The sequence below is a fragment of the Marinobacter mangrovi genome, from assembly GCF_016798325.1.
GTDB classification, from domain to species: Bacteria; Pseudomonadota; Gammaproteobacteria; order Pseudomonadales; family Oleiphilaceae; genus Marinobacter_A; species Marinobacter_A mangrovi.
This window is the reverse complement of sequence record NZ_JAERVO010000004.1, coordinates 218293-236830: the sequence shown is the minus strand read 5'-3', so window position 1 is coordinate 236830 and position 18538 is coordinate 218293. Positions and strand designations below refer to the sequence as shown.

Below are 18538 nucleotides of genomic sequence, written 5' to 3'. Positions count from 1 at the left end.
CCATTCAGTCAACGCTATTGGCCTTTAAGGCCATTTTACGGTGCACGCCGTGACAAATTGGTGACCTGAAGCAAGAAACTGCATCAGGTTGGAACACGTTACTAGAAATGTGAATTAGCGTCAGTGAAAGGTCGGCAATCTTGCGCGACTGCTGAAACCGATTGGTAATAAAGAAAGGTGAGTTACTTCTTTCGTCGGTCTGACGAGGCAATCGAGTCCAGCCAGGCGTCGAGGGACACGTCACTCGGCTGATCCTTCAGGGCCCGCAAAAGCGCATCCTGACTGCCGAAGCGGACCTCATCGTAGCGGGGTTCCTGACGGGCCCGTGAGGCACCGGCAGCCGGAGCGGCCGGCTGGGGATCGATCTCTCCCGCCAGGTGGCGCAGGTGGGCGGCAAAGTGCGCCCGCTGGCTGTCCGGAAGGCGCTCCCACGCCATCGACGCCAGGCCGGTCTGGATGATTTCGATGGTGTCTTCGTTCATCGTGCGCCCGAACTGGGCAAAGCAACTGGTCAGGGCTTCATAACGCTGGATCGGCGATGTGTCCGAGGCGTTGAGCAACTCATCCAGTTCCCGGGTCCACTCACGCCAGCGGGTCGGCACATCCGCAGGCTGGGCCGGTGCGGGCGGCGGTGTCACTTTTGCCGGCGCCGGGTTACGACGCTCGGCCAACCGGTTCCAGTAGGCCGCAAAACCGGCCCGGCGCGGCTCAATCTGCTCGAAACGCACCTTGACCATGTCCGCCAGCACGCGGAACTGGCGACAGGACGGGTCGGATTCCGCCAGGGTCGCCACCGGACGCTGGGTCGCCACCGCGTGTCGCAGCGTCTCATCTCGCCAGATGGCCCCCAGATAATGCGGAGAGATGTCCAGGTGGCGCTGGGATGCGGCGTAGAAACGCTGGAAGATCGACTGGGCCTGGCTGGCGCCCCGCGCCATATTAATAAGAATACTGGGCGTGCGCCGGTAACCGCGTCGTTTGAGCACCTTGAGCAAAGAAAAGGCGTCGGTGAGCGATGTGGGATCGGGCGTCACCACCACGCACGCCAGCGAAGCACTGGCGATCATGTGCATGACGTTGGCCTGCAGCCCCGCAGCCGTATCGATCAGGATATAGTCGTAGCGTTTCTCGAGCGACGCCAGGCCGCGGAAGATCGACAGGCGATCGGACGGCGCGATGCCCATACAGCGCTCCACGCCCGACGCCCCGGGCAGAATATGCAGCCCGAACGGCGCCTCGAAGATGGCCTCCTCCAACGTGCACTCACCGGAGAGGACATGCTCCAGTGTCTGGCTCGGATATTGCCCCAGCATAATGGTGACGTTGGCGAGGTCCGTGTCACCGTCCAGCAACAGCACACGGTTACCCTGACGCGCGAGGACCAGGGCAAGGTTCAGCGCGACGGACGTTTTACCCACGCCACCTTTACCGCCGGTAACGGCGAGGATGCGCGGGGACGCTGTAGGGGATTCCGTGTGTCCAGCCATGGATCGACAATCCACTTTGCCAACGGTGAGCCGGCCCTGAGTGCAGCCGGTCCGGGAAGTTGATGTCTGGATTGTACAGGCCTGCCGCACGGATGGGACAGGCTTTAACTGCACATCGTCATGAAAAAAGCTCAGGATTTACGCGATTTTACAAGCAACACGCTTTGAATTGGGTCAAAATGTGTACAATTTCTCGTTGATATTCCATATGAAACAGCTAAGCTCCATCGTCAATAACGATATAATGTATAAAGCGTCATAACTTATGACCCGGGCTCATATCGAATTACCGGCCGACGGTGAGCTGCCCAGCCTGCCGCAGGTGGTCCTGCGTGCATTGGAAGCCTGTCGTGGCGAAGCGGATTATCGTGAAATCGGGCGCATCATCAGTGCCGACACAGCCCTGTGTGCCCGGGTGCTGGCGCTCGCCAATTCGGCCCTGTACGGTCGGCCGGGTGAAATCAACTCCATTGATCAGGCATTGCTGCGCCTGGGTACCAACCAGATCCAGGCGCTGATCATCACCGCCTCCCTGCGCCAGCTGCTGTTCGACCTGGGCACCGACCGCTGGCAGCAGCTGAGGGATTTCTGGCGCCACTCCCTGACCACCGCCCTCACCGCCCGGGCCCTTGGCCGACTGACCGGCTATCCGGATAACGAAGAAGCGTTCATGGTGGGCGTACTGCACAACGTCGGCGAGTTGATCGCCCTGCGTCAGCCCGCCGGCGACAACCATCAGGCCCCGCTCGACAACCAGATCGAGATGGGCGCCCGGCTGGCCGAGCACTGGGGGCTGGGCCAGATGGCCACCGACGCCATTCGCTACCAGCAGGTGCCGGCCCGGGAGATCCGCGACGCCAGCCATCTGGTGAAACTGATCAATCTCTCCACGCGCCTGGCCCTGTCCGATTCCAGCGGGATCGAGGCTGCCCAGACCATTTTCGGCCTCACCAGCGCCCTCACCCGGGAAATCTGTGCCCGCATCGAGCGGGAGGTGTCCTCAGTGGCCCAGAGCCTGGAGATACCGCTGGATGGCCCGTTTGATGGCGAATCCGCCCATCGCCGCCTGTTCAACCGGGTGGTCCGTTCGGCACTGGTGGATCAGGCCCTGCAGACGCTGCCGGCCCAGTCCACCGATACCGAACTGTTGGCCACGGCCCTGCGCAACCTGGTCACGCTGACCGGCCGGCCAGGCCTCGCGTTCCAGGAGCATGAAGGCGTACTGCGTCTGCTGGCCGCCACCCGCAGCCGACCGCCGCACATCGAAGTCCCGCTGGACAACCCGCGCAGCCTGGTTGCCCGCGTGGCGACGCTTTACGAAACGGAAGTGCTGGCAGAGGATCATCGAACCGTCCTGGACCAGCAGTTGCTCGACCTGCTCGACTGCCCATCCATGATGTGCGTCGCCGTGCATGGCAATGGCCGCTGCCACGGCGTTTATGTGATTGGCCTGGACGCCACCAGCGACGCCGAAGACAGCGAAGTCCTGCTCGACCTCTTCGCCCGCCGCGTGGCCGAGCTGGCTGACACGCTGGAGCGGGAGAGTCCGGCCCGCGGCGATGAAACGCTGGAACAGCTGGCCCACCGCATCGAACTGCGCAAACGCGTGCACGAAATCAGCAATCCACTCACCATCGTGCGCCAATACATTTACCAGTTGCAGGGTAAACTGGCTTCCCTGGACGGGGGCGAGCGTGTGCAACCGGACCTCCAAATCGTGCGGGAAGAAATGGACCGGGCGGTTGCACTGCTGGAGCGCATCAGTGAAACCGACCCACCAGGCCTCGATGACAATGGTCCGGCACTGGAGCTGAATACCGAGCTGACCCTGCTCTGCGAACTCTTCGAGGACGCCCTGTTTGCGCCCGCGCACATCGACTGCAAGCCGACGCTAACGGCCACCAGCACGGCTATCCGGGCGACGCGCGGGCCGGTACGGCAGCTGATCATGAACCTGGTACGCAACGCCGTCGAGGCGATGGAAGAGGGCGGCGAGCTGCGGTTGCAGACGGCGGCACCGGTCTGGCAGGACGGCCGTCAGTGGGTGGAACTGCTGATCGAGGACTCGGGCGAGGGCATTCCCGCATCCGTCAGGAGCCACCTGTTCAAACCGGTGCGCTCCACCAAGGGCCCGGCCCACAGCGGCCTGGGACTGAGTATCGTCAAACAACTCATGGATGACATGGAAGGTATCATCAGCTGCAAGACAAGTGACCAGGGCACCAGCTTCCGTCTCTTGTTGCCTGCAGCAGCAGACTCTGGAAAATACGACCGGAAAGCCAATGAAGAACCAGGGCATTAACACCAACCGCTTCCGGTTACCCCAACAGGACGGGCTTAGGCCATGATGTCGGACCGACTGCAAGAAATCAGTACCATGGAGGCGCGCATCCTTGTTGTGGATGACGAGCCCCGATTATTGCGTAGTCTGGTGGACCTGCTCGAGGAACAGGGGTTCATTGCCGTGCCGGCATTGGGCGGACGCGCCGCCTGTGAGCTGCTCACCCGGGAGACTTTCCAACTGGTGATGCTGGACCTGCGCATGCCGGAGGTGGACGGCCACCAGGTCATGCAGTTCATCCAGGACCGGAAAATCGAGGCGCCGGTGATCGTGGTCAGCGGCGAGTCGTCCTTCACCGCCGTCAGTCGGGCCCTGCGCCGCGGCGCCGAAGATTACATCAAGAAACCGTTCGATCCCGAAGAGCTGCTGGCCACCGTCGGCAATGTGCTGCAAAAGCAGGCCCTGGCCTGGGCCCACCGCAACGTGCAGATGCGCCTGGAAAAATCCGAGGAACTGCACCGGTACATCGTCAACACGTCGCCCGATATCGTCTTTATGCTGGACCGCGAAGGGCGGGTCTGCTTCGTCAATCGCAAGATCGAGGCCCTGCTGGGTTACCGACCGGCGGAACTGATCGGACGCCATTTCCGGCACCTGATCGACGAGCAGGACGTGGCCCGCGGCACCTATGCCCTGCAGGATCCGGCCATCAGCGCGGAAAACCCCCGCACCTTCGAGATTCGTCTGAAAACCCGCGGCAGCCGCAAGGCCAACCGCTATTTCGAGATCACCGCCTTCCCGATCGGCGACGACAGCGGCCAGTTCCTGCCCCACGAGATCCGACGTTCTCACACCAGTGATCCATGCATCTATGGATCGGCCCGGGACATTACCGAGCGTAAGGAAGCCGAAGCCTTCATCAACTTCCAGGCCTACCACGATCTGCTCACTCGCCTGCCCAACCGGGCCCTGTTCAAGGACAGACTGATGCTGGCCATCACCCAGGCCCAGCGCAATCGCCAGAAGCTGGCGGTGATGTTCCTGGATCTGGACCGCTTCAAGGTGGTCAACGACACGCTGGGCCACGCCATGGGCGATCGGCTGCTGCAGGCGGTCACCCAACGCCTGGAAAGTTGCCTGCGCAAGGGCGACACACTCTCCCGCTTTGGCGGCGATGAGTTCACGCTGCTGCTGCCCGCCATTTCCACCCACAACGACGCCCGCAAAATCGCCCGCAAACTGATCAGCGTGTTGAAGGAACCGTTCCAGCTCGGGGAGCACGAGGTGTTTGTCGGGGTCAGCGTGGGCATCGCCGTCTTCCCGGATGCTGGCCAAACCATGGATCAGCTGATCCAGTGCGCCGACATCGCCATGTACCACGTCAAAGCCGGCGGCAAGGACGGTTATCGTTTCTACAGCGAAACCATGAGCATCGACACCGCCAACCGCCTGAGCCTGGAGCGGGATTTGCGCCAGGCGCTGACCAACAACGAGCTCTGCGTCCACTACCAGCCCCAGGTCGCCTCCGATACCGGTGAAGTGGTTGGCCTGGAGGCGTTGGTGCGCTGGCAGCATCCCGAACGCGGCCTGCTCTACCCGCGTGATTTCCTGCCGCTGGCCGAAGAAACCAAGCTGATCACCGAGCTCAGCGAGTGCGTTCTGGACATTGCCTGCCGACAGATGAAGCGATGGATTGACGACGGACACGCCAACCTGCGACTGGCGGTCAACCTCTCGCCCCTGCAGGTGGACCACCCCCGCTTCGTGCAGAATCTGATCGCCCAGCTCAAGGCGATCAGCTTTCCTCCGGAAAATCTGGAAATTGAGATCACCGAAAACGTGATCATGAACGATCTGGAGCAGATCAGCCGCAAACTCCAGGAATTGGCCGAGCATGGCATCCGCATCGCCATCGACGATTTCGGTACTGGCTATTCCTCACTGAATTACCTGCACCGGCTGCCGATCCACACCCTCAAGGTGGACCAGTCGTTCGTGCGGGGGATCCGCAGCGGTGAGGACGGCGCCTGCATCGTCAACGCCATCGTTGCCATGGCCCATGGCCTGCGTCTGGACATCGTCGCGGAGGGCGTGGAGACCGACATTCAACTGGCCTACCTGCGCAACTTGGGTTGTCAGCAGGTGCAGGGCTTCTTCTACGGTCCGGCACGACCGGCCAGCGAAATCAACACGTTACTCAGCTCCCGTGCGCCAATCCAGGCGGTGGTCTGATTTCAGGTAGCGAGCCCGGATCTGCGTCAGTGCGCCGGACTGGCGCAACTCGACAATCCTCTTCCGGACGAATTCCCGGAATTCCGGCGGCCAGTTGATATCGATCACCAGATACAGCGGAAAGTCCGGAATCACCGCACTGAAATCCAGCCAGCGCAGGCAGGCGGAGCCCGCCTCTGGCATCGAACGGATGTGGTACCGGAGCCGGGCTTCCATCTCCACGAAACCGTCAGCCCGCCCCAGGCTCACCAGCTTGATTCCGGCTTCGTAACGATCGATCGGAATTTGCCGGAGGTGTCCCTGGGAGGCGGCCGTATCCAGCGACGGGTACTCGAAATTGCGCAGTGTGACGACGCTCAGATCCTGCAGGTCGCTCACGTCCAGAATGTGCTCGGGAATATTCTGGCGGCAGGTCAACATCACGTGATGGGTACGGAGGATCGGTTCCTCCACAAACAGCCCCCGATTGCCAAACGTCTTCCAGGGTACCGCGTCGTAGGCAATCCAGTTATGCACCTCATCATCCGCTACGACCTGGCGCAGGCGGTTTACCGGATAGACCATGGGATTGACGGTATAGTCCGAGCCGGCAAAGATCGCATCGACAATATCCGAGACAATGCCACCGTCACTCTCGCCATTCTCGACAATCTGGAATGGACGGGTCTTGTCCTCGACAACGAGGTAGTTGACGAGGGTTTGTGCCTGAATCTGCCCCGCGAGCAGCAAGCCTGAAGCAACCCAACCAGCGAGCCCTGCCCACCGACGTGCCCGGCAATCGGACATACCTATCACCTTGACCGTTACGGACTGAAGTGACGACCGGCCGGTGAGGGGGTGCCCTTCCTGCGCATCCGCGCCGACCTTATTCCTGTCAGTCTTGCACCGATTCCGGCGAATCGCTACTGAGCCCCGGGCATTTCCTGTCAGCCGTAATGCGGCTCGCAAAAAGGATTGTCCGACATTCCAATAGAAATTCTTGATTTGGTTTGCAAAGCGTAGCTTCACGTTAACTTTTGTATCGTGAAATGAGGGGTGCTGCACAAAACTCGATCGAGGAGTTTTCTAACCTTTCCACAGCAACAACAAAACAGATTCACCGCTCGCCCCGACATGTGAACAACAAGAGCCACCTGATTGGCCGGGACGACGGTTTCCCTCTGACTTGGACAGGCAGTGACGACAATGCGCGACAAGTATAAATACATCGGTCCCGTCTACGACTTCCTCAGTAACCTGTACAGCGGCAAAAGCATCCACCGTTGCAAGACCGCCATGCTCGACGTTGAAACCATCCAGCCGGGCACTCGCGTGCTTTTCGCCGGCGTTGGCCACGGCCGGGATGCGATTCGCGCCGCCGAGCTGGGCGCCGAGGTCACGGTGGTCGATCTGTCGGCCACCATGCTGCGCAAGTTTGCCGAAGCCCAGCAGAAAGAAGCACCGGGACTGAACATCAAAACCATACACAGTGACATCATGAAGATTGACGAGACCGGGCAGTACGACATGGTCGTCGCCAACTTCTTCCTCAACGTGTTCGACGAGGACATGATGGTGACGGTCCTCGAACACCTGATCAGCCTCGCCCGGGACGATGGCCGCGTCGTGGTCGGTGACTTCAGCTACCCCACCGGCAATCCCCTCGCCCGACTGTTCAAGAAGCTCTACTGGTATGGCGCGGTCTTTACCTTCTGGCTGCTGGCCAACAACGCGTTCCACAAGATCTACAACTATCCGGAACACATGCAGCGGCTGGGTCTGAAGATCACCGACAAGAAGCACTTCAAGCTGCTGAACATGAACTGCTACTGGTCGATCCTGGGCCAGAAGCAGGCCTGATAACAACAACACGGACACGCCGGCCCCCAACAACACAACAATCGGGCCGGTGAGAACAGTGGTTTTTCGGGAGACACTCAACATGACTGACCAGATCCTTTCCCTGGACCGGTTGGCCGGGCTGCAGGAAGACGGCCGCCTGACCTTCTCCCAGCGCGTGGATTACCTCAAGCAGCATGGCGCCCATTCCCAGTCGTTCTCCACGCTGCAACCCAACATGGATTACTTTGACCTGCCGGGCGTCGGCTACATCGCCTACATGCGCAAATGGGGCATGACGTTCGTGCTGTCGGATCCGGTGGCGGCGCCGGAGCACTTCGAGCTGATCATCGAGCAGTTCCACGCCCGGCACCCCAACGCCAGCTACATCCAGGTGTCCAAACCGGTGGTCGACATCCTGCACCGGCGCTATGGCCTCTACGGCACCCAGTTTGGCAGCGAGTCCCGAATTGACCTGCAGAAATGGTCGCTCTCGGGCAAGAAGAAGCAGATCATCCGGACCGCCGTGAACCAGGCCCAACGCAACGGCGTGACCGTCATGGAGCGTTTCAGCGATGATCACACGCGTGAGATTTCCGAGGCCTGGATTCGCACCCGCAAGGTGAGAAGCAACGAGATCCGGTTCCTGATCCGGCCGATGGAAATGGACTACCGGGAAAACGAGCGCCATTTCTACGCCTACGAGGACGGCAAGGCGGTGGGATTCATCTACTTCGACCCGATCTACCAGAACAACCGGATCATCAGCTACGTGCCGAATATTTCCCGGGCAAACGCCGAATTCCGCCAGGGGCTGTTCTACACCCTGATGGCCCATGCCATGGAGGTGTTCCAGAGCGAGGGCGTGCCCTATCTGGATCTCGGCCTGATTCCGCTGTCGCTGGACAAGACCGCCGAGCCCCAGGAAGCCAAACTGCTGAAGAAGATCCTCCACGGCCTCTACGCCAAAGGGAACTTCCTCTACAACTTCAAGGGACTGGAGTTCACCAAGTCGCGTTTCCGCGGGGAATCGTTCAAGACCTACTGCTGCCATCAGCGGGTCCTGCCCACGCTGGAATTCCTGGCAATGCTCAAGCTGACCCGGGTGGTGTAACCCGGCCTGTCAGGATGTTTCTGAATGGCCCGGCCACTGGTCCCAGACCGGGCCGGGCTGTAATCCAAGCCGGGGCAGGAAGGCATCGAGCGCCGCCGGCGCAGGCCCGGAAAACCGGGCAGCCAGCCCTACTTCGCCCTCATCAAGAACGCCGTCCGTATCCATGCTGGCTTCCTCCAGGAGGAACGCCACGCGCCGGGCAATAGCCTCTCCCGAATCCACCCAGTGATGCACGTTCGGCAGCACCTGTGCCAGCTCCTCGCGGATCAGCGGATAGTGCGTGCAGCCCAGCACCACCGTATCGACACCGGCATCGCCCAGCGGTTTGACCGCCTCGTGCAACGATTCCAGAGGCACCGGCTCTCCCGTCACCTTGTTTTCTGCCCAGCGCACCAGACCGGGATGCCCGACCCGGGTCACCTCGCAATGTGCGGCAAAGCGCAGGATCAGGTCGTCGGTGTAAGGCCGGCGCACCGTTGCCGGCGTCGCCAGCACGCCAAGACGCCCATTCTGCGTCAGCGCGGCCGCCGGCTTGATGGCCGGTACCACACCGACAACCGGTATCCCCAGGCGCCCCCGAAGGGCCGGTAGCACCACGGTACTGGCCGTGTTGCAGGCTACGACGATCAGGTCAACGGGCACATCGGTCATCAGTCGCTCGACCAGCTCGACACACCGACGAATGACGGTGGCTTCCGGCTGGTCGCCGTAAGGGAACCCGGCCGTATCGGCCAGATAGGACAGGCGTACACCGGGCAGGCGGGCGCGGAGGCAGGCAGCAATGCTCAGGCCGCCAACGCCCGAGTCGAACACCAGCACGTGGGGCGCACTCACGACGGGCGGCACCCCTCCGCGAGGGCCCGTTCGATCAGTCGACCGGCGATGGTATAGCCCGGCGGAACCGGTGGCAGTTGATCCGGTGCAAACCAGTCGGCGGTGGCCAGCTCATCGGCCTGCAACTGCAGATCGCCGCCGTCGTAATCGGCGAAGTAACCCAACATCAATTGATGCGGAAACGGCCAGGGTTGGGACGCCTGGTATCGAATGTTGGTCACCTTGAGGCCGGTTTCCTCCATCACTTCCCGCTGCACCGCTTCCTCGGCGCTCTCTCCGGGCTCGATGAAGCCGGCAATCAGGCTGTAGAAGCCATGGGTGTGCCGACTCGAACGCGCCAGGAACAGACGCTCACCGTCACGAATGAGCACGATCACGCAAGGAGCCAGGCGGGGATAGAAGGGAATGGCGCAGTGATCACACCATTTGGCCCGCTCCCGGTCGTGCATGCGGGTCGGATTGCCGCAACGACCGCAGAACCGGTGATCCCGCTGCCACTGCAAGACCTGGCTGGCGGTACTGAGCAGGGACGCCAGGTCCTCGTCGACGCTGAACAAAGCCTCACGCAAGCCACAGGTGCGGTCGTCGTCGGTTTTCTCCGCCAGCGCCACAAACACGCGCCGGCCATCCAGGTGGCCGAGGAACACCGGCGCTTCACCCGCCAGGGGCGCTTCCGGTGCGGTCGCCTCATGAAGCCAGCCATTCGCGGCACGGATCACGGACTGCCCGCGAGCCAGAACCAAGCCATCGCCCGCCCGGGGCGGTGTTTCCGACCAGCCGGGAATCCAGCCTGCCATACGCCACTCTCTCTCGCTGCACGATGAAACAATCCCGCAAAGGTACCACAGAGTCGGTCATGCCGGGACATTTTGCCGCCGTTTGAGGTCGGTGCTTTGCGCTGCAGGAACGAGCAAGTAAACTTAGCCCACTTAACGGTTGTACTGGAGTCTGCATGCGACTTTTCCCGGGTCTTAGCGACCTGTTCTTTACGCTTTTTCGAAAGATCCTGTTTTTATGGGTGCGCACCAACGTCATGGGTGCCAGCCGGGAACAGCTGGGTCTGGATCCGGATAAGCCGGTCTGTTACGTGCTGCAGTACAGCTCCCTGTCGAGCCGGCTGGTCCTGGAGCAGGAGATCCTGCGGGCCGAACTGCCCTCTTCCCAGGCCCCGTTCCCTGCCGAAAAAGGCCCGCGTCGCTCGTTCTTCTTTCTGTACCAGCGTGCTGGCGGACTGTTCCGGCGCCGGCACTCGCCGGCGTTGACGCCGCGCATCAAGCAGATCACCGCCATGGCGCTGCACGATCCCTCACTGGACATCCAGATCGTGCCGGTCACCCTGTTCTGGGGGCGCTCGCCGGATAAGGAAAAATCCCTGTTCAAACTGCTGCTGTCGGACACCTGGTCCGTTGCCGGTCGCCTGCAGAAATTCCTGATCATCCTGGTCCACGGCCGCAACACCTACGTCCAGTTCAACCGCCCGATTTCCATCCAGCAGGTGGTCAACGAGTTCCGCGATAATGAAGAGCGGGCCACCCGCAAGCTCGCACGCATCCTGCGTACCCATTTCCGCCGGGTCCGTCAGGCCGTGCTGGGCCCGGACCTGTCCCACCGCCGTACCCTGGTGGCGGAACTGGTCAAGACGCCGGCGGTGAAAGAAGCCATCCGCGAAACCGCCCGGGACAAGGACCTGCCACCGGAAAAAGTCCGCGCCAAAGCCCTGAAGTACGCCGACGAAATCGCCGCCAGCATGTCCATCGTGACCATCCGCTTCCTGGAGGTGGTACTGTCCTGGTTGTGGAACCGCATCTACAACGGGGTGGCCGTCAATAACATCGAAGTGGCTCAGGACGTGGCCAAGGATTACGCCGTGGTCTACGTGCCCTGCCACCGCTCGCACATCGACTACCTGCTGCTGTCCTACGTGCTTTACCGCAACGGCCTGATGCCCCCGCACATTGCGGCCGGGATCAACCTGAACATGCCCATCGTGGGTCCCATCCTGCGGCGCGGCGGCGCCTTTTTCATGCGCCGCAGCTTCAAGGATAACCCGCTCTACGCCACCGTGTTCAACGAGTACATGCACGTCATGTTCTCCCGCGGGTACTCGGTGGAATATTTCGTGGAGGGTGGCCGCAGCCGGACCGGTCGAATGCTGCAGCCACGCGCCGGCATGCTGTCGATGACGGTGCGCAGCTACCTGCGGGACCATCGCAAACCGATCGTCTTCGTGCCGGTCTACATCGGCTATGAAAAGGTCATGGAGGGTCGCAGCTACCTGGGCGAACTGCGTGGCAAGAAGAAGCAGAAAGAAAGCATCTTCTCGCTGGCCAAGACCGCCCGCAAACTGACCAACTCTTTCGGCAAGGTCGCGGTGAACTTCGGCGATCCGATCCGCCTCAGCCAGGTGCTGGATGACGTGCATCCGGCGTGGCAGGAAGAAGCCTACGACGCCGACTACCGCCCCCGCTGGCTGAACCAGGCCGTGGATGTCCTGTCTGATCGCGTGGCCGAGCACATCAACGCCGCCGTGGCCGTGAACCCGATCGGCATGTTGGCGACGGTGCTGCTTTCCGCGCAGCGCCTGGCGATGGACGAGCGACTGCTGGTTCGACTGATGGACGAGTTCTGTGATCTGATCCGTTCAGCCCCCTACTCGCCGCACGTGACCTACCCGGAAGGCACCGGTACAGACTGGATTGCCTACGGCGAAAACATGGGCCTGATCACCCGCTACAACCAGGACCTGGGCGACATCATCGCCCTGGAAGGCAACAACGCCATCCTGATGACCTATTACCGCAACAACATCCAGCACCTGTTCGCGCTGCCGGCCCTGATCGCCAGCCTGTTCGAGAACTTCTCCACGCTCAAGCGCGAGCGCGTGGTGTTCCTGGCCAGCTCGGTCTATCCCTACATCAAGTCCGAGCTGTTCCTGCAGTACTCGGACGAGGCGGTCGATCCGGTCATCGAACACTGGATCGACGTGCTGGTCGAGCGCCAGCTGCTGACCCTGGACGGCGATCGCGTCTGCCGGCCGGCGGATGGTACCGAGGCAGCACTGCGGTTGCGTGCCCTGTCCCGCTTCATCATCCAGACGCTGGAGCGCTACCACATCTCCATCGCGATCCTGCGCAAGTACGGCTCCGGCCGGATCTCGGCCAGTGAGCTGGAGGAACAGAGCACCCTGATGGCCCAGCGCATGTCGATCCTGTTTGGCGTGAACGCACCGGAGTTCTTCGACAAGATGCTGTTCCGCAACTTCATCAACAACCTGCAGACCAACGAGATTCTCACCACCGACGAGAACGACTTGCTTTGCTATACCGAAGGGCTGGATGAAGTGGCGGAAGACGCCCGGCTGGTGCTGAACCTGGAGAAGCGCCAGGCGATCCAGCAAGTCACGATGCTGGGCGCCTGACGCACGGCCGCAGCCGCTATGGCAGCGCTTTCAGGGCGTATATGTCGTAGCGGCTGCTCTTGCCTTCCAGTTGCGTGGTCGGTGGCGGTCCGTCAATCGTCGGCGCCTTGCGCGGCCGCTTGACCACCACCCGATAGCGCGCCTTGTCCAGCGCCGCAGCCAATAAGTCCGGTGCATCGTCGTCATCGCCGACAATGGGCCGGAACAGCGCCATTTCCTTTTTGACCAGGGCCGACTTGTCGCGGTGTGGGAACATGGGGTCCAGGTAGATCACATCCGCCAGCGGACCCGGCCGGGTCTGTATCCAGTCAATGCTGTTGCCCGCTTCCAGGCGCATCCGGGCCACCAGCGGCGCCGCGTGCTCATCGCCCGCCCCCCGCGTCAGCCCATCCGCCAGCAGCGCATGAATGACCGGTGAGCGCTCCAGCAGGGTCAGCTCGCAACCCAGCCCCGCCAGTACATAGGCGTCCTGACCGAGTCCGGCGGTGGCGTCCAGCACATGCAACGGTTCACTGGCTCGCTTCAGGCCAACCGCTTTGGCCACCAGTTGCCCCGCGCCACCCCCGTGTTCACGGCGGTAGCCGGCCTTGCCGGAGACAAATTCGGCACGCACCGGGCCCGGCACCTTGCGCCCCGTCATCTGCAGCGCCAAACCGGCTTCGTCCAGCCAAAGCAGGACCGGTACGTCACTCACACGGCGTGGGTCGATACACTCAAGACAGGGTAATGAAAGCTCATGCGCCAGTTGGTGAGCGCGCTCAAGGAAGGCGCTGTCGCCGCAGGCGACGGCCAGGGAGGAAGAGGTCATCGCAATGGCTTATACGTGAATATCAATGCCCGCCAGCTCGACATCGCCGTCATCTCGCTGGCTGGCGACGCCGTTGAACACGTCGAGTGCACGGGCATTACGCGCGGGAATGTCGTCGGCACGAAACTGCTCCAGCTTGGCGTCCTCGGACGCCTGCCGAGCCTGGACTCGTCGTTCCAGCCGCTCCGGATCCACCGTATCGCGTCGGGGCGACTGCTCCGAGACGACACTGTTCCGGTTGTTGTCACGCGCCTGAACCTCCAAATCCCGCTGGGCAGCGCGATCGGACGGTAAAGGCGTGTAGACGTTGGAGTTGATCCCGCCAATCATGGACTGATAGTACCTGAGAATCTCATCGAGTCAGATTCGATCACAATACCACCAAAAGCAAGACAGCGCCCAGTAACAAACGGTAAATCACATAGGGCAGGAAACCGAGTTTCTCGAGGAAGCGCAGGAACAGATGGATACACAGCAAGGCGCTGACAAACGACACGCCCGCCCCGATCAGGACATCCGCCCATTGGGACTCGGTTCCGGTCTGCGCCAGTTCGATGGACTTGAGCAGGCCCGCGGCAATGATCAGGGGAATCGACAGCAAAAAGGAGAAGCGCGCAGCGGCATCACGCTGGTATCCCAGGAACAATGCCGCCGTCATCGTGATGCCCGAACGCGACGTTCCCGGGATCAGCGCCAGCGCCTGGGCCAGACCGATCAGCACCGCATCCCGCCAGCCCAGGCTGGGCAATCCCTTCTCGCGTTTCCCGGCGATATCCGCCCACCAGAGCACCACACCGAACCCGATGGTCGCGATGGCGATCACCAGCGCAGAACGTAACTGGGTCTCAATGACGTGCTCAAACGCAATCCCGGCCAGACCGGCGGGGATCGTCGCGACAATAATCGCCCAGGCCAGGCGACTGTCTTCGGTCAGTCGACGGTGGGCGGTATCACTGAACCAGGCGCCGGTGAGCCGCATAACGTCCTGGCGAAAATACCAGACCACGGCGAGGAGCGTCCCCACATGGACAGCCACATCGAAACCCAGGCCCTGGTCGCTCCAGCCGAGCACTTGCGAGGGAAGGATCAAATGGGCAGAGCTGCTGATGGGGAGAAATTCGGTCAGGCCTTGGATGATGGCCAGGGCAAACGTATGCCAGAGTTCCATGAAAACGGCTTCCTGCTTGAGATGGACAGCACCGGGCTCAGCTACGGATCAGACGCGCAAAGACCTTCGGATACTGGCCAGCAGCACCTTGGGTGGCCCGACGTTTTGAGGGCGCGCTATCGTCCCGGCAGTTTCTTCCAGGTTATTTCGTCCCGAACGTAGACCGGGGCCGCCTGCTCGGCAGGCACGGTCGGACCGTCGGGCCAGTCAGCCACCGCCAGGGTGGCGATGTCCGCGGCCAGAGGATACCAGTCCGGATGGGTCGCCAACATTGCGGCTCTGACAGGTTCGGGCATCTGATCCACGAGATTCCAGCCGGAACCGGCACCCAGCCAACGGCTGACGTCACCGGATAGCGCCACTTGATCCGGTGGGCAGACCCGCTCCTGAGCGGTGGATTGTACCCGACCTTCATGGATGCAATAACAGTTCCAGTAGACCTCGCTCATGCGCGCATCGAAAGCGACGGCGATGCCATCACCCTCTCCAGCAGCTCCGGTTCGCAGGGCCCGGGAGGCCACAGCGGCAAGGGAGGAAACGGGGACGACCGGCAGGTCGAGCCCAAAGGCAAGGCCCTGCACCACACCAGTGGCGATGCGCAGCCCGGTAAAGGAACCCGGACCACGGCCAAAAGCCAGGGCGTCCAGCGCTGCGAGGGCCACACCACTTTCATCCACCAACTCCCGGATCATCGGCAGCAGGTGCTGGGTATGGCCCCGTGGCGACCGGATGGCACGCTCGAACAGCGTGCCGTCTGTCCAGAGGGCTGCGGAACAGCCCTCGGCGGTGGTATCCAGTGCCAGTAGTTTCATGCGAACGCCGGTTTTAACAGCCGATCGGGTCGGCCGCCTTACTGCAGTTTGTTGAGGATCTGATCGCGGATTTCGGGCATGGTGCCAATGCCGTCCACGCGAACGTAGGTCGGTGCTGCGTCCGCGTCCTGCTTGGCCCAGTCCTGGTAATAGCCGATCAGGGGCGCGGTTTGCTCGTGGTAGATCCGCAGGCGATTGCGCACGGTTTCCTCGGAATCGTCGTTGCGCTGGATCAGCGGTTCGCCCGTCTCGTCGTCCTTGCCCTCAACCTTGGGCGGATCGTATTTGACGTGATAGATGCGGCCGCTGGCTTCGTGCACGCGACGGCCAGACAGTCGGCTGACGATTTCCTCGTCGTCGACGGCAATTTCCACCACGTAGTCGATGACCACACCTTCCTGCTTCAGCGCTTCAGCCTGAGGGATCGTGCGCGGGAAGCCGTCCAGCAGGAAGCCGTTCTTGCAGTCATCTTCCTGGATCCGGTCCTTGATGAGCGCGATGATGGTCTCGTCCGGCACCAGACCGCCCGTGGCCATGATTTCCTTCACTTCCAGGCCCAGCGGGGATTCCGCCTTCACGGCAGCCCGCAGCATGTCGCCGGTGGAAATCTGGGGGATACCAAACTTCTCGGTAATGAACTGGGCCTGGGTACCCTTACCTGCGCCTGGCGCGCCCAACAGAATGATTCTCATAGTGGAATTGCTCCCGTTTATCGATGAAATCGTCGTGCGGAATCGGGAGGATGAACCTGCAACCGATCAAACATCGCACACCGCGCCTGCCCCCATTCGGGTGTCTGACAGACGGGCACTTTTATTCTTTATCGCCGGCCGCTCATGGCGAACCGATCCGGAATCTGAGATGGGTCGTGACGACGGTGTCCCGTTCTTGCAGGCCGCCGCAGCCTCAACCCGAGCCCCTGGCCATCTGCTGCCACCACGGGAACCATTGTGCGCGAACCGAGAGCAAACCGGGCATGAATCGCCAGCCGCAAGCGTCAGCTCGTCCACCCGCGCAGTAAAAGGATCGGGCATTATACGAACTCGGGCCGGCTATAGAAAGGGTACTAAGGTACGAACATTACCCAGGTAAACCAGGGACGTCTGATGCGCGCCTGAGCGGTCGTCGGGTTGCCCTAAGCCGCCAGCGTGCGGGCAAGCTCATCCAGCTCCTGGGCCACATCGTCCGTCGCGGACAGGAACATCGCCACATCGGCGTCGGTGAAACCCAGGGAATCGGCCAGCGCGACGGTGTCGTCGGGATTGAACTCGTCGCCGATCTCTTTCCCCTTGAGCAAGCCGTTAGCGAGCTGGACCATGTGAACATGGTCCGCGTGATCCCCTTCGTACTCCAGGTGCTGGTGCATGCCGGCGGTCTTGACCACCGCGTCCGGCAGTTGCCAGAGACGGTGCAGGATGCCGCCAATGGCCCCGTGACCCACGGTGAGGAATTCCTGGTCGCCGCCGAACACCTGCATTTCCAGGGTGCGCATGCTCTGTTCCGGGTTGGCCTCGCGCAGGCGATTGAGCTGGTCGAATTCCGCCGGAAACAGATGCCCCACCAGCAGCAGCCCGAAGTTGTGCAGCAGGCCGCACAAATAGGCCAGCCCCTTATCGACGCCCTTGAAGGCGGCCATCTGCTGGCACAGGTGAGCGCAGTAGAGGGAATGGCGCCAGAAGGCGTCCGTGCCCAACATCCCGTCACGCGGCACGTCGAAGGCACGCACCGAAGCGATCCCCATGGCGACGTGCGCCACCCGGTCGAAGCCCAGCACGCGGGTGACCGCTTCCTGCACGGAATTGATCTGGCCCGGGTAGTTGAACAGCGCCGAACGGGCGTAGCGCATGATCTGGGCCGAGAGGCTGGGGTCGTACTCGATCAGATCCGACAGCTCCTTGGCGGTGGCCTCGGGATTGGCGGTCAGGCGCAGGATCTTCAGAGCCAGGGCCGGCATCGGTGGCAGGCGATAGAGCTTCTGCAGACGCCGGGCGACTTCGTCCAGCGTAATGTCCGAATTGCGCCCCTCGCCCAGGTCGTGGGCCTCGTCAACGATACTGACGCGGGCTTTGCGGGCCCCGGCCAGAACCAGGCGCAGTGCCCGGCCATCCAGCCGCAGCAGGCTATTATTGGAGCCGGACGTCAGGTAGGCATGCGTCATCTCAAGCACCGGCGCATCCACAACCACCGGCACGTCATAGGCAGCCCCCACCGGTGGGTGGAACCCGGGCTCGCAGTCCGCGAAAAGCCGGTCAGCCTGACGGGCGGTGAGCAGTTGCAGGCGGCGGCCGGTCACTTGTGACACGGCGTCGACGTCGATCGCGGTCTGGTAGCTGTGAACCGCCATGACCACGCCATTGAGATCGATCAGCAGGGTGGCCCGCAGCACCTCGTGCTGAGGCAGGCCCGCGCTGGAGACGGCCACATCGAAACTCGGCATTTCGTCGTGGTTGACCGTCTCGTAATCGATACCCTTGCGATTGAGGAACATTTCCAGCTTGGCTGATGCCGGCACGCCCACTACCCCTGTCATACAAACCTACATAACCCAAGCGTAACCGAAACCGAT

At 61.9% G+C, this 18538-nt stretch carries 15 protein-coding genes; 5 read left to right on the top strand and 10 right to left on the bottom strand.

Annotated features, from left to right (window positions below):
• Positions 1-182 precede the first annotated feature (182 nt).
• Positions 183-1487 carry a MinD/ParA family ATP-binding protein gene (locus JL474_RS14070; RefSeq protein ID WP_203142542.1) on the bottom strand — a complete coding sequence of 435 codons (1305 nt, stop codon included), beginning with the start codon at positions 1485-1487 and terminating at the stop codon, positions 183-185.
• A gap of 265 nt (positions 1488-1752) precedes the next feature.
• On the opposite strand from JL474_RS14070, the gene JL474_RS14065 reads away from it, so the two are divergent.
• Both JL474_RS14065 and JL474_RS14060 read left to right on the top strand, forming a co-directional pair.
• Entirely contained in the window at positions 1753-3789 is a 2037-nt protein-coding gene (locus tag JL474_RS14065) for an HDOD domain-containing protein (RefSeq protein WP_203142541.1), read from the top strand.
• A gap of 42 nt (positions 3790-3831) precedes the next feature.
• Positions 3832-6000, top strand: coding sequence for a putative bifunctional diguanylate cyclase/phosphodiesterase (locus JL474_RS14060; protein ID WP_203142540.1), 2169 nt, complete (start codon positions 3832-3834; stop codon positions 5998-6000).
• On the opposite strand, the gene JL474_RS14055 is transcribed toward JL474_RS14060, so the two are convergent.
• Entirely contained in the window at positions 5962-6729 is a 768-nt protein-coding gene (locus tag JL474_RS14055; RefSeq protein ID WP_203142539.1) for a substrate-binding periplasmic protein, read from the bottom strand. The two genes, JL474_RS14060 and JL474_RS14055, sit on opposite strands and share 39 nt — an antisense overlap.
• Positions 6730-7185: 456 nt before the next feature.
• Between JL474_RS14055 and JL474_RS14050 the strand changes: the two genes are divergently transcribed.
• Positions 7186-7839 carry a class I SAM-dependent methyltransferase gene (locus JL474_RS14050; protein WP_203142538.1) on the top strand — a complete coding sequence of 218 codons (654 nt, stop codon included), beginning with the start codon at positions 7186-7188 and terminating at the stop codon, positions 7837-7839.
• Between the two features lie 82 nt (positions 7840-7921).
• Positions 7922-8932, top strand: a complete 1011-nt coding sequence (locus JL474_RS14045; protein ID WP_203142537.1) for a DUF2156 domain-containing protein — start codon at positions 7922-7924, stop codon at positions 8930-8932.
• Between the two features lie 9 nt (positions 8933-8941).
• On the opposite strand, the gene murI is transcribed toward JL474_RS14045, so the two are convergent.
• Together murI and nudC are read right to left on the bottom strand one after the other, a co-directional pair.
• Complete coding sequence (murI, locus tag JL474_RS14040; protein WP_203142536.1) at positions 8942-9766, bottom strand: glutamate racemase; 825 nt, start codon at positions 9764-9766, stop codon at positions 8942-8944.
• A complete protein-coding gene (nudC, locus tag JL474_RS14035; RefSeq protein WP_203142535.1) occupies positions 9763-10563 on the bottom strand; it encodes an NAD(+) diphosphatase in 801 nt (266 codons plus the stop codon). The genes murI and nudC overlap by 4 nt, the downstream gene beginning before the upstream one ends.
• Positions 10564-10718: 155 nt before the next feature.
• Here nudC and plsB point away from each other — a divergent pair, with 155 nt between their 5' ends.
• A complete protein-coding gene (gene plsB / locus JL474_RS14030) occupies positions 10719-13184 on the top strand; it encodes a glycerol-3-phosphate 1-O-acyltransferase PlsB (RefSeq protein WP_203142534.1) in 2466 nt (821 codons plus the stop codon).
• A 16-nt stretch (positions 13185-13200) separates the two neighbouring features.
• On the opposite strand, the gene JL474_RS14025 is transcribed toward plsB, so the two are convergent.
• From JL474_RS14025 to JL474_RS14000, 6 genes are all read right to left on the bottom strand, one after another.
• Positions 13201-13992: a class I SAM-dependent methyltransferase gene (locus JL474_RS14025; protein WP_203142533.1), complete on the bottom strand. Its 792-nt coding sequence runs from the start codon at positions 13990-13992 to the stop codon at positions 13201-13203.
• 9 nt (positions 13993-14001) lie between these two features.
• A complete protein-coding gene (locus JL474_RS14020) occupies positions 14002-14322 on the bottom strand; it encodes a UDP pyrophosphate phosphatase (protein ID WP_203142532.1) in 321 nt (106 codons plus the stop codon).
• Between the two features lie 40 nt (positions 14323-14362).
• Positions 14363-15160, bottom strand: coding sequence for an undecaprenyl-diphosphate phosphatase (locus JL474_RS14015; protein ID WP_203142531.1), 798 nt, complete (start codon positions 15158-15160; stop codon positions 14363-14365).
• Positions 15161-15276: 116 nt separating this feature from the next.
• Complete coding sequence (tsaB, locus tag JL474_RS14010; RefSeq protein WP_203142530.1) at positions 15277-15972, bottom strand: tRNA (adenosine(37)-N6)-threonylcarbamoyltransferase complex dimerization subunit type 1 TsaB; 696 nt, start codon at positions 15970-15972, stop codon at positions 15277-15279.
• A gap of 38 nt (positions 15973-16010) precedes the next feature.
• Positions 16011-16664, bottom strand: coding sequence for an adenylate kinase (gene adk, locus JL474_RS14005; RefSeq protein ID WP_203142529.1), 654 nt, complete (start codon positions 16662-16664; stop codon positions 16011-16013).
• 443 nt (positions 16665-17107) lie between these two features.
• Positions 17108-18484 carry an aminoacyl-tRNA deacylase and HDOD domain-containing protein gene (locus JL474_RS14000; RefSeq protein ID WP_123635857.1) on the bottom strand — a complete coding sequence of 459 codons (1377 nt, stop codon included), beginning with the start codon at positions 18482-18484 and terminating at the stop codon, positions 17108-17110.
• Positions 18485-18538 lie beyond the last annotated feature (54 nt).

Coding starts and splice junctions, on each gene's coding strand:
- JL474_RS14050 (WP_203142538.1), top strand. CDS start 7,186: ATGCGCGACAAGTATAAATACATCGGTCCCGTCTACGACTTCCTCAGT.
- JL474_RS14065 (WP_203142541.1), top strand. CDS start 1,753: ATGACCCGGGCTCATATCGAATTACCGGCCGACGGTGAGCTGCCCAGC.
- tsaB (WP_203142530.1), bottom strand. CDS start 15,972: ATGAAACTACTGGCACTGGATACCACCGCCGAGGGCTGTTCCGCAGCC.
- JL474_RS14070 (WP_203142542.1), bottom strand. CDS start 1,487: ATGGCTGGACACACGGAATCCCCTACAGCGTCCCCGCGCATCCTCGCC.
- JL474_RS14015 (WP_203142531.1), bottom strand. CDS start 15,160: ATGGAACTCTGGCATACGTTTGCCCTGGCCATCATCCAAGGCCTGACC.
- adk (WP_203142529.1), bottom strand. CDS start 16,664: ATGAGAATCATTCTGTTGGGCGCGCCAGGCGCAGGTAAGGGTACCCAG.
- JL474_RS14060 (WP_203142540.1), top strand. CDS start 3,832: ATGATGTCGGACCGACTGCAAGAAATCAGTACCATGGAGGCGCGCATC.
- JL474_RS14020 (WP_203142532.1), bottom strand. CDS start 14,322: ATGATTGGCGGGATCAACTCCAACGTCTACACGCCTTTACCGTCCGAT.
- JL474_RS14045 (WP_203142537.1), top strand. CDS start 7,922: ATGACTGACCAGATCCTTTCCCTGGACCGGTTGGCCGGGCTGCAGGAA.
- JL474_RS14025 (WP_203142533.1), bottom strand. CDS start 13,992: ATGACCTCTTCCTCCCTGGCCGTCGCCTGCGGCGACAGCGCCTTCCTT.
- plsB (WP_203142534.1), top strand. CDS start 10,719: ATGCGACTTTTCCCGGGTCTTAGCGACCTGTTCTTTACGCTTTTTCGA.
- nudC (WP_203142535.1), bottom strand. CDS start 10,563: ATGGCAGGCTGGATTCCCGGCTGGTCGGAAACACCGCCCCGGGCGGGC.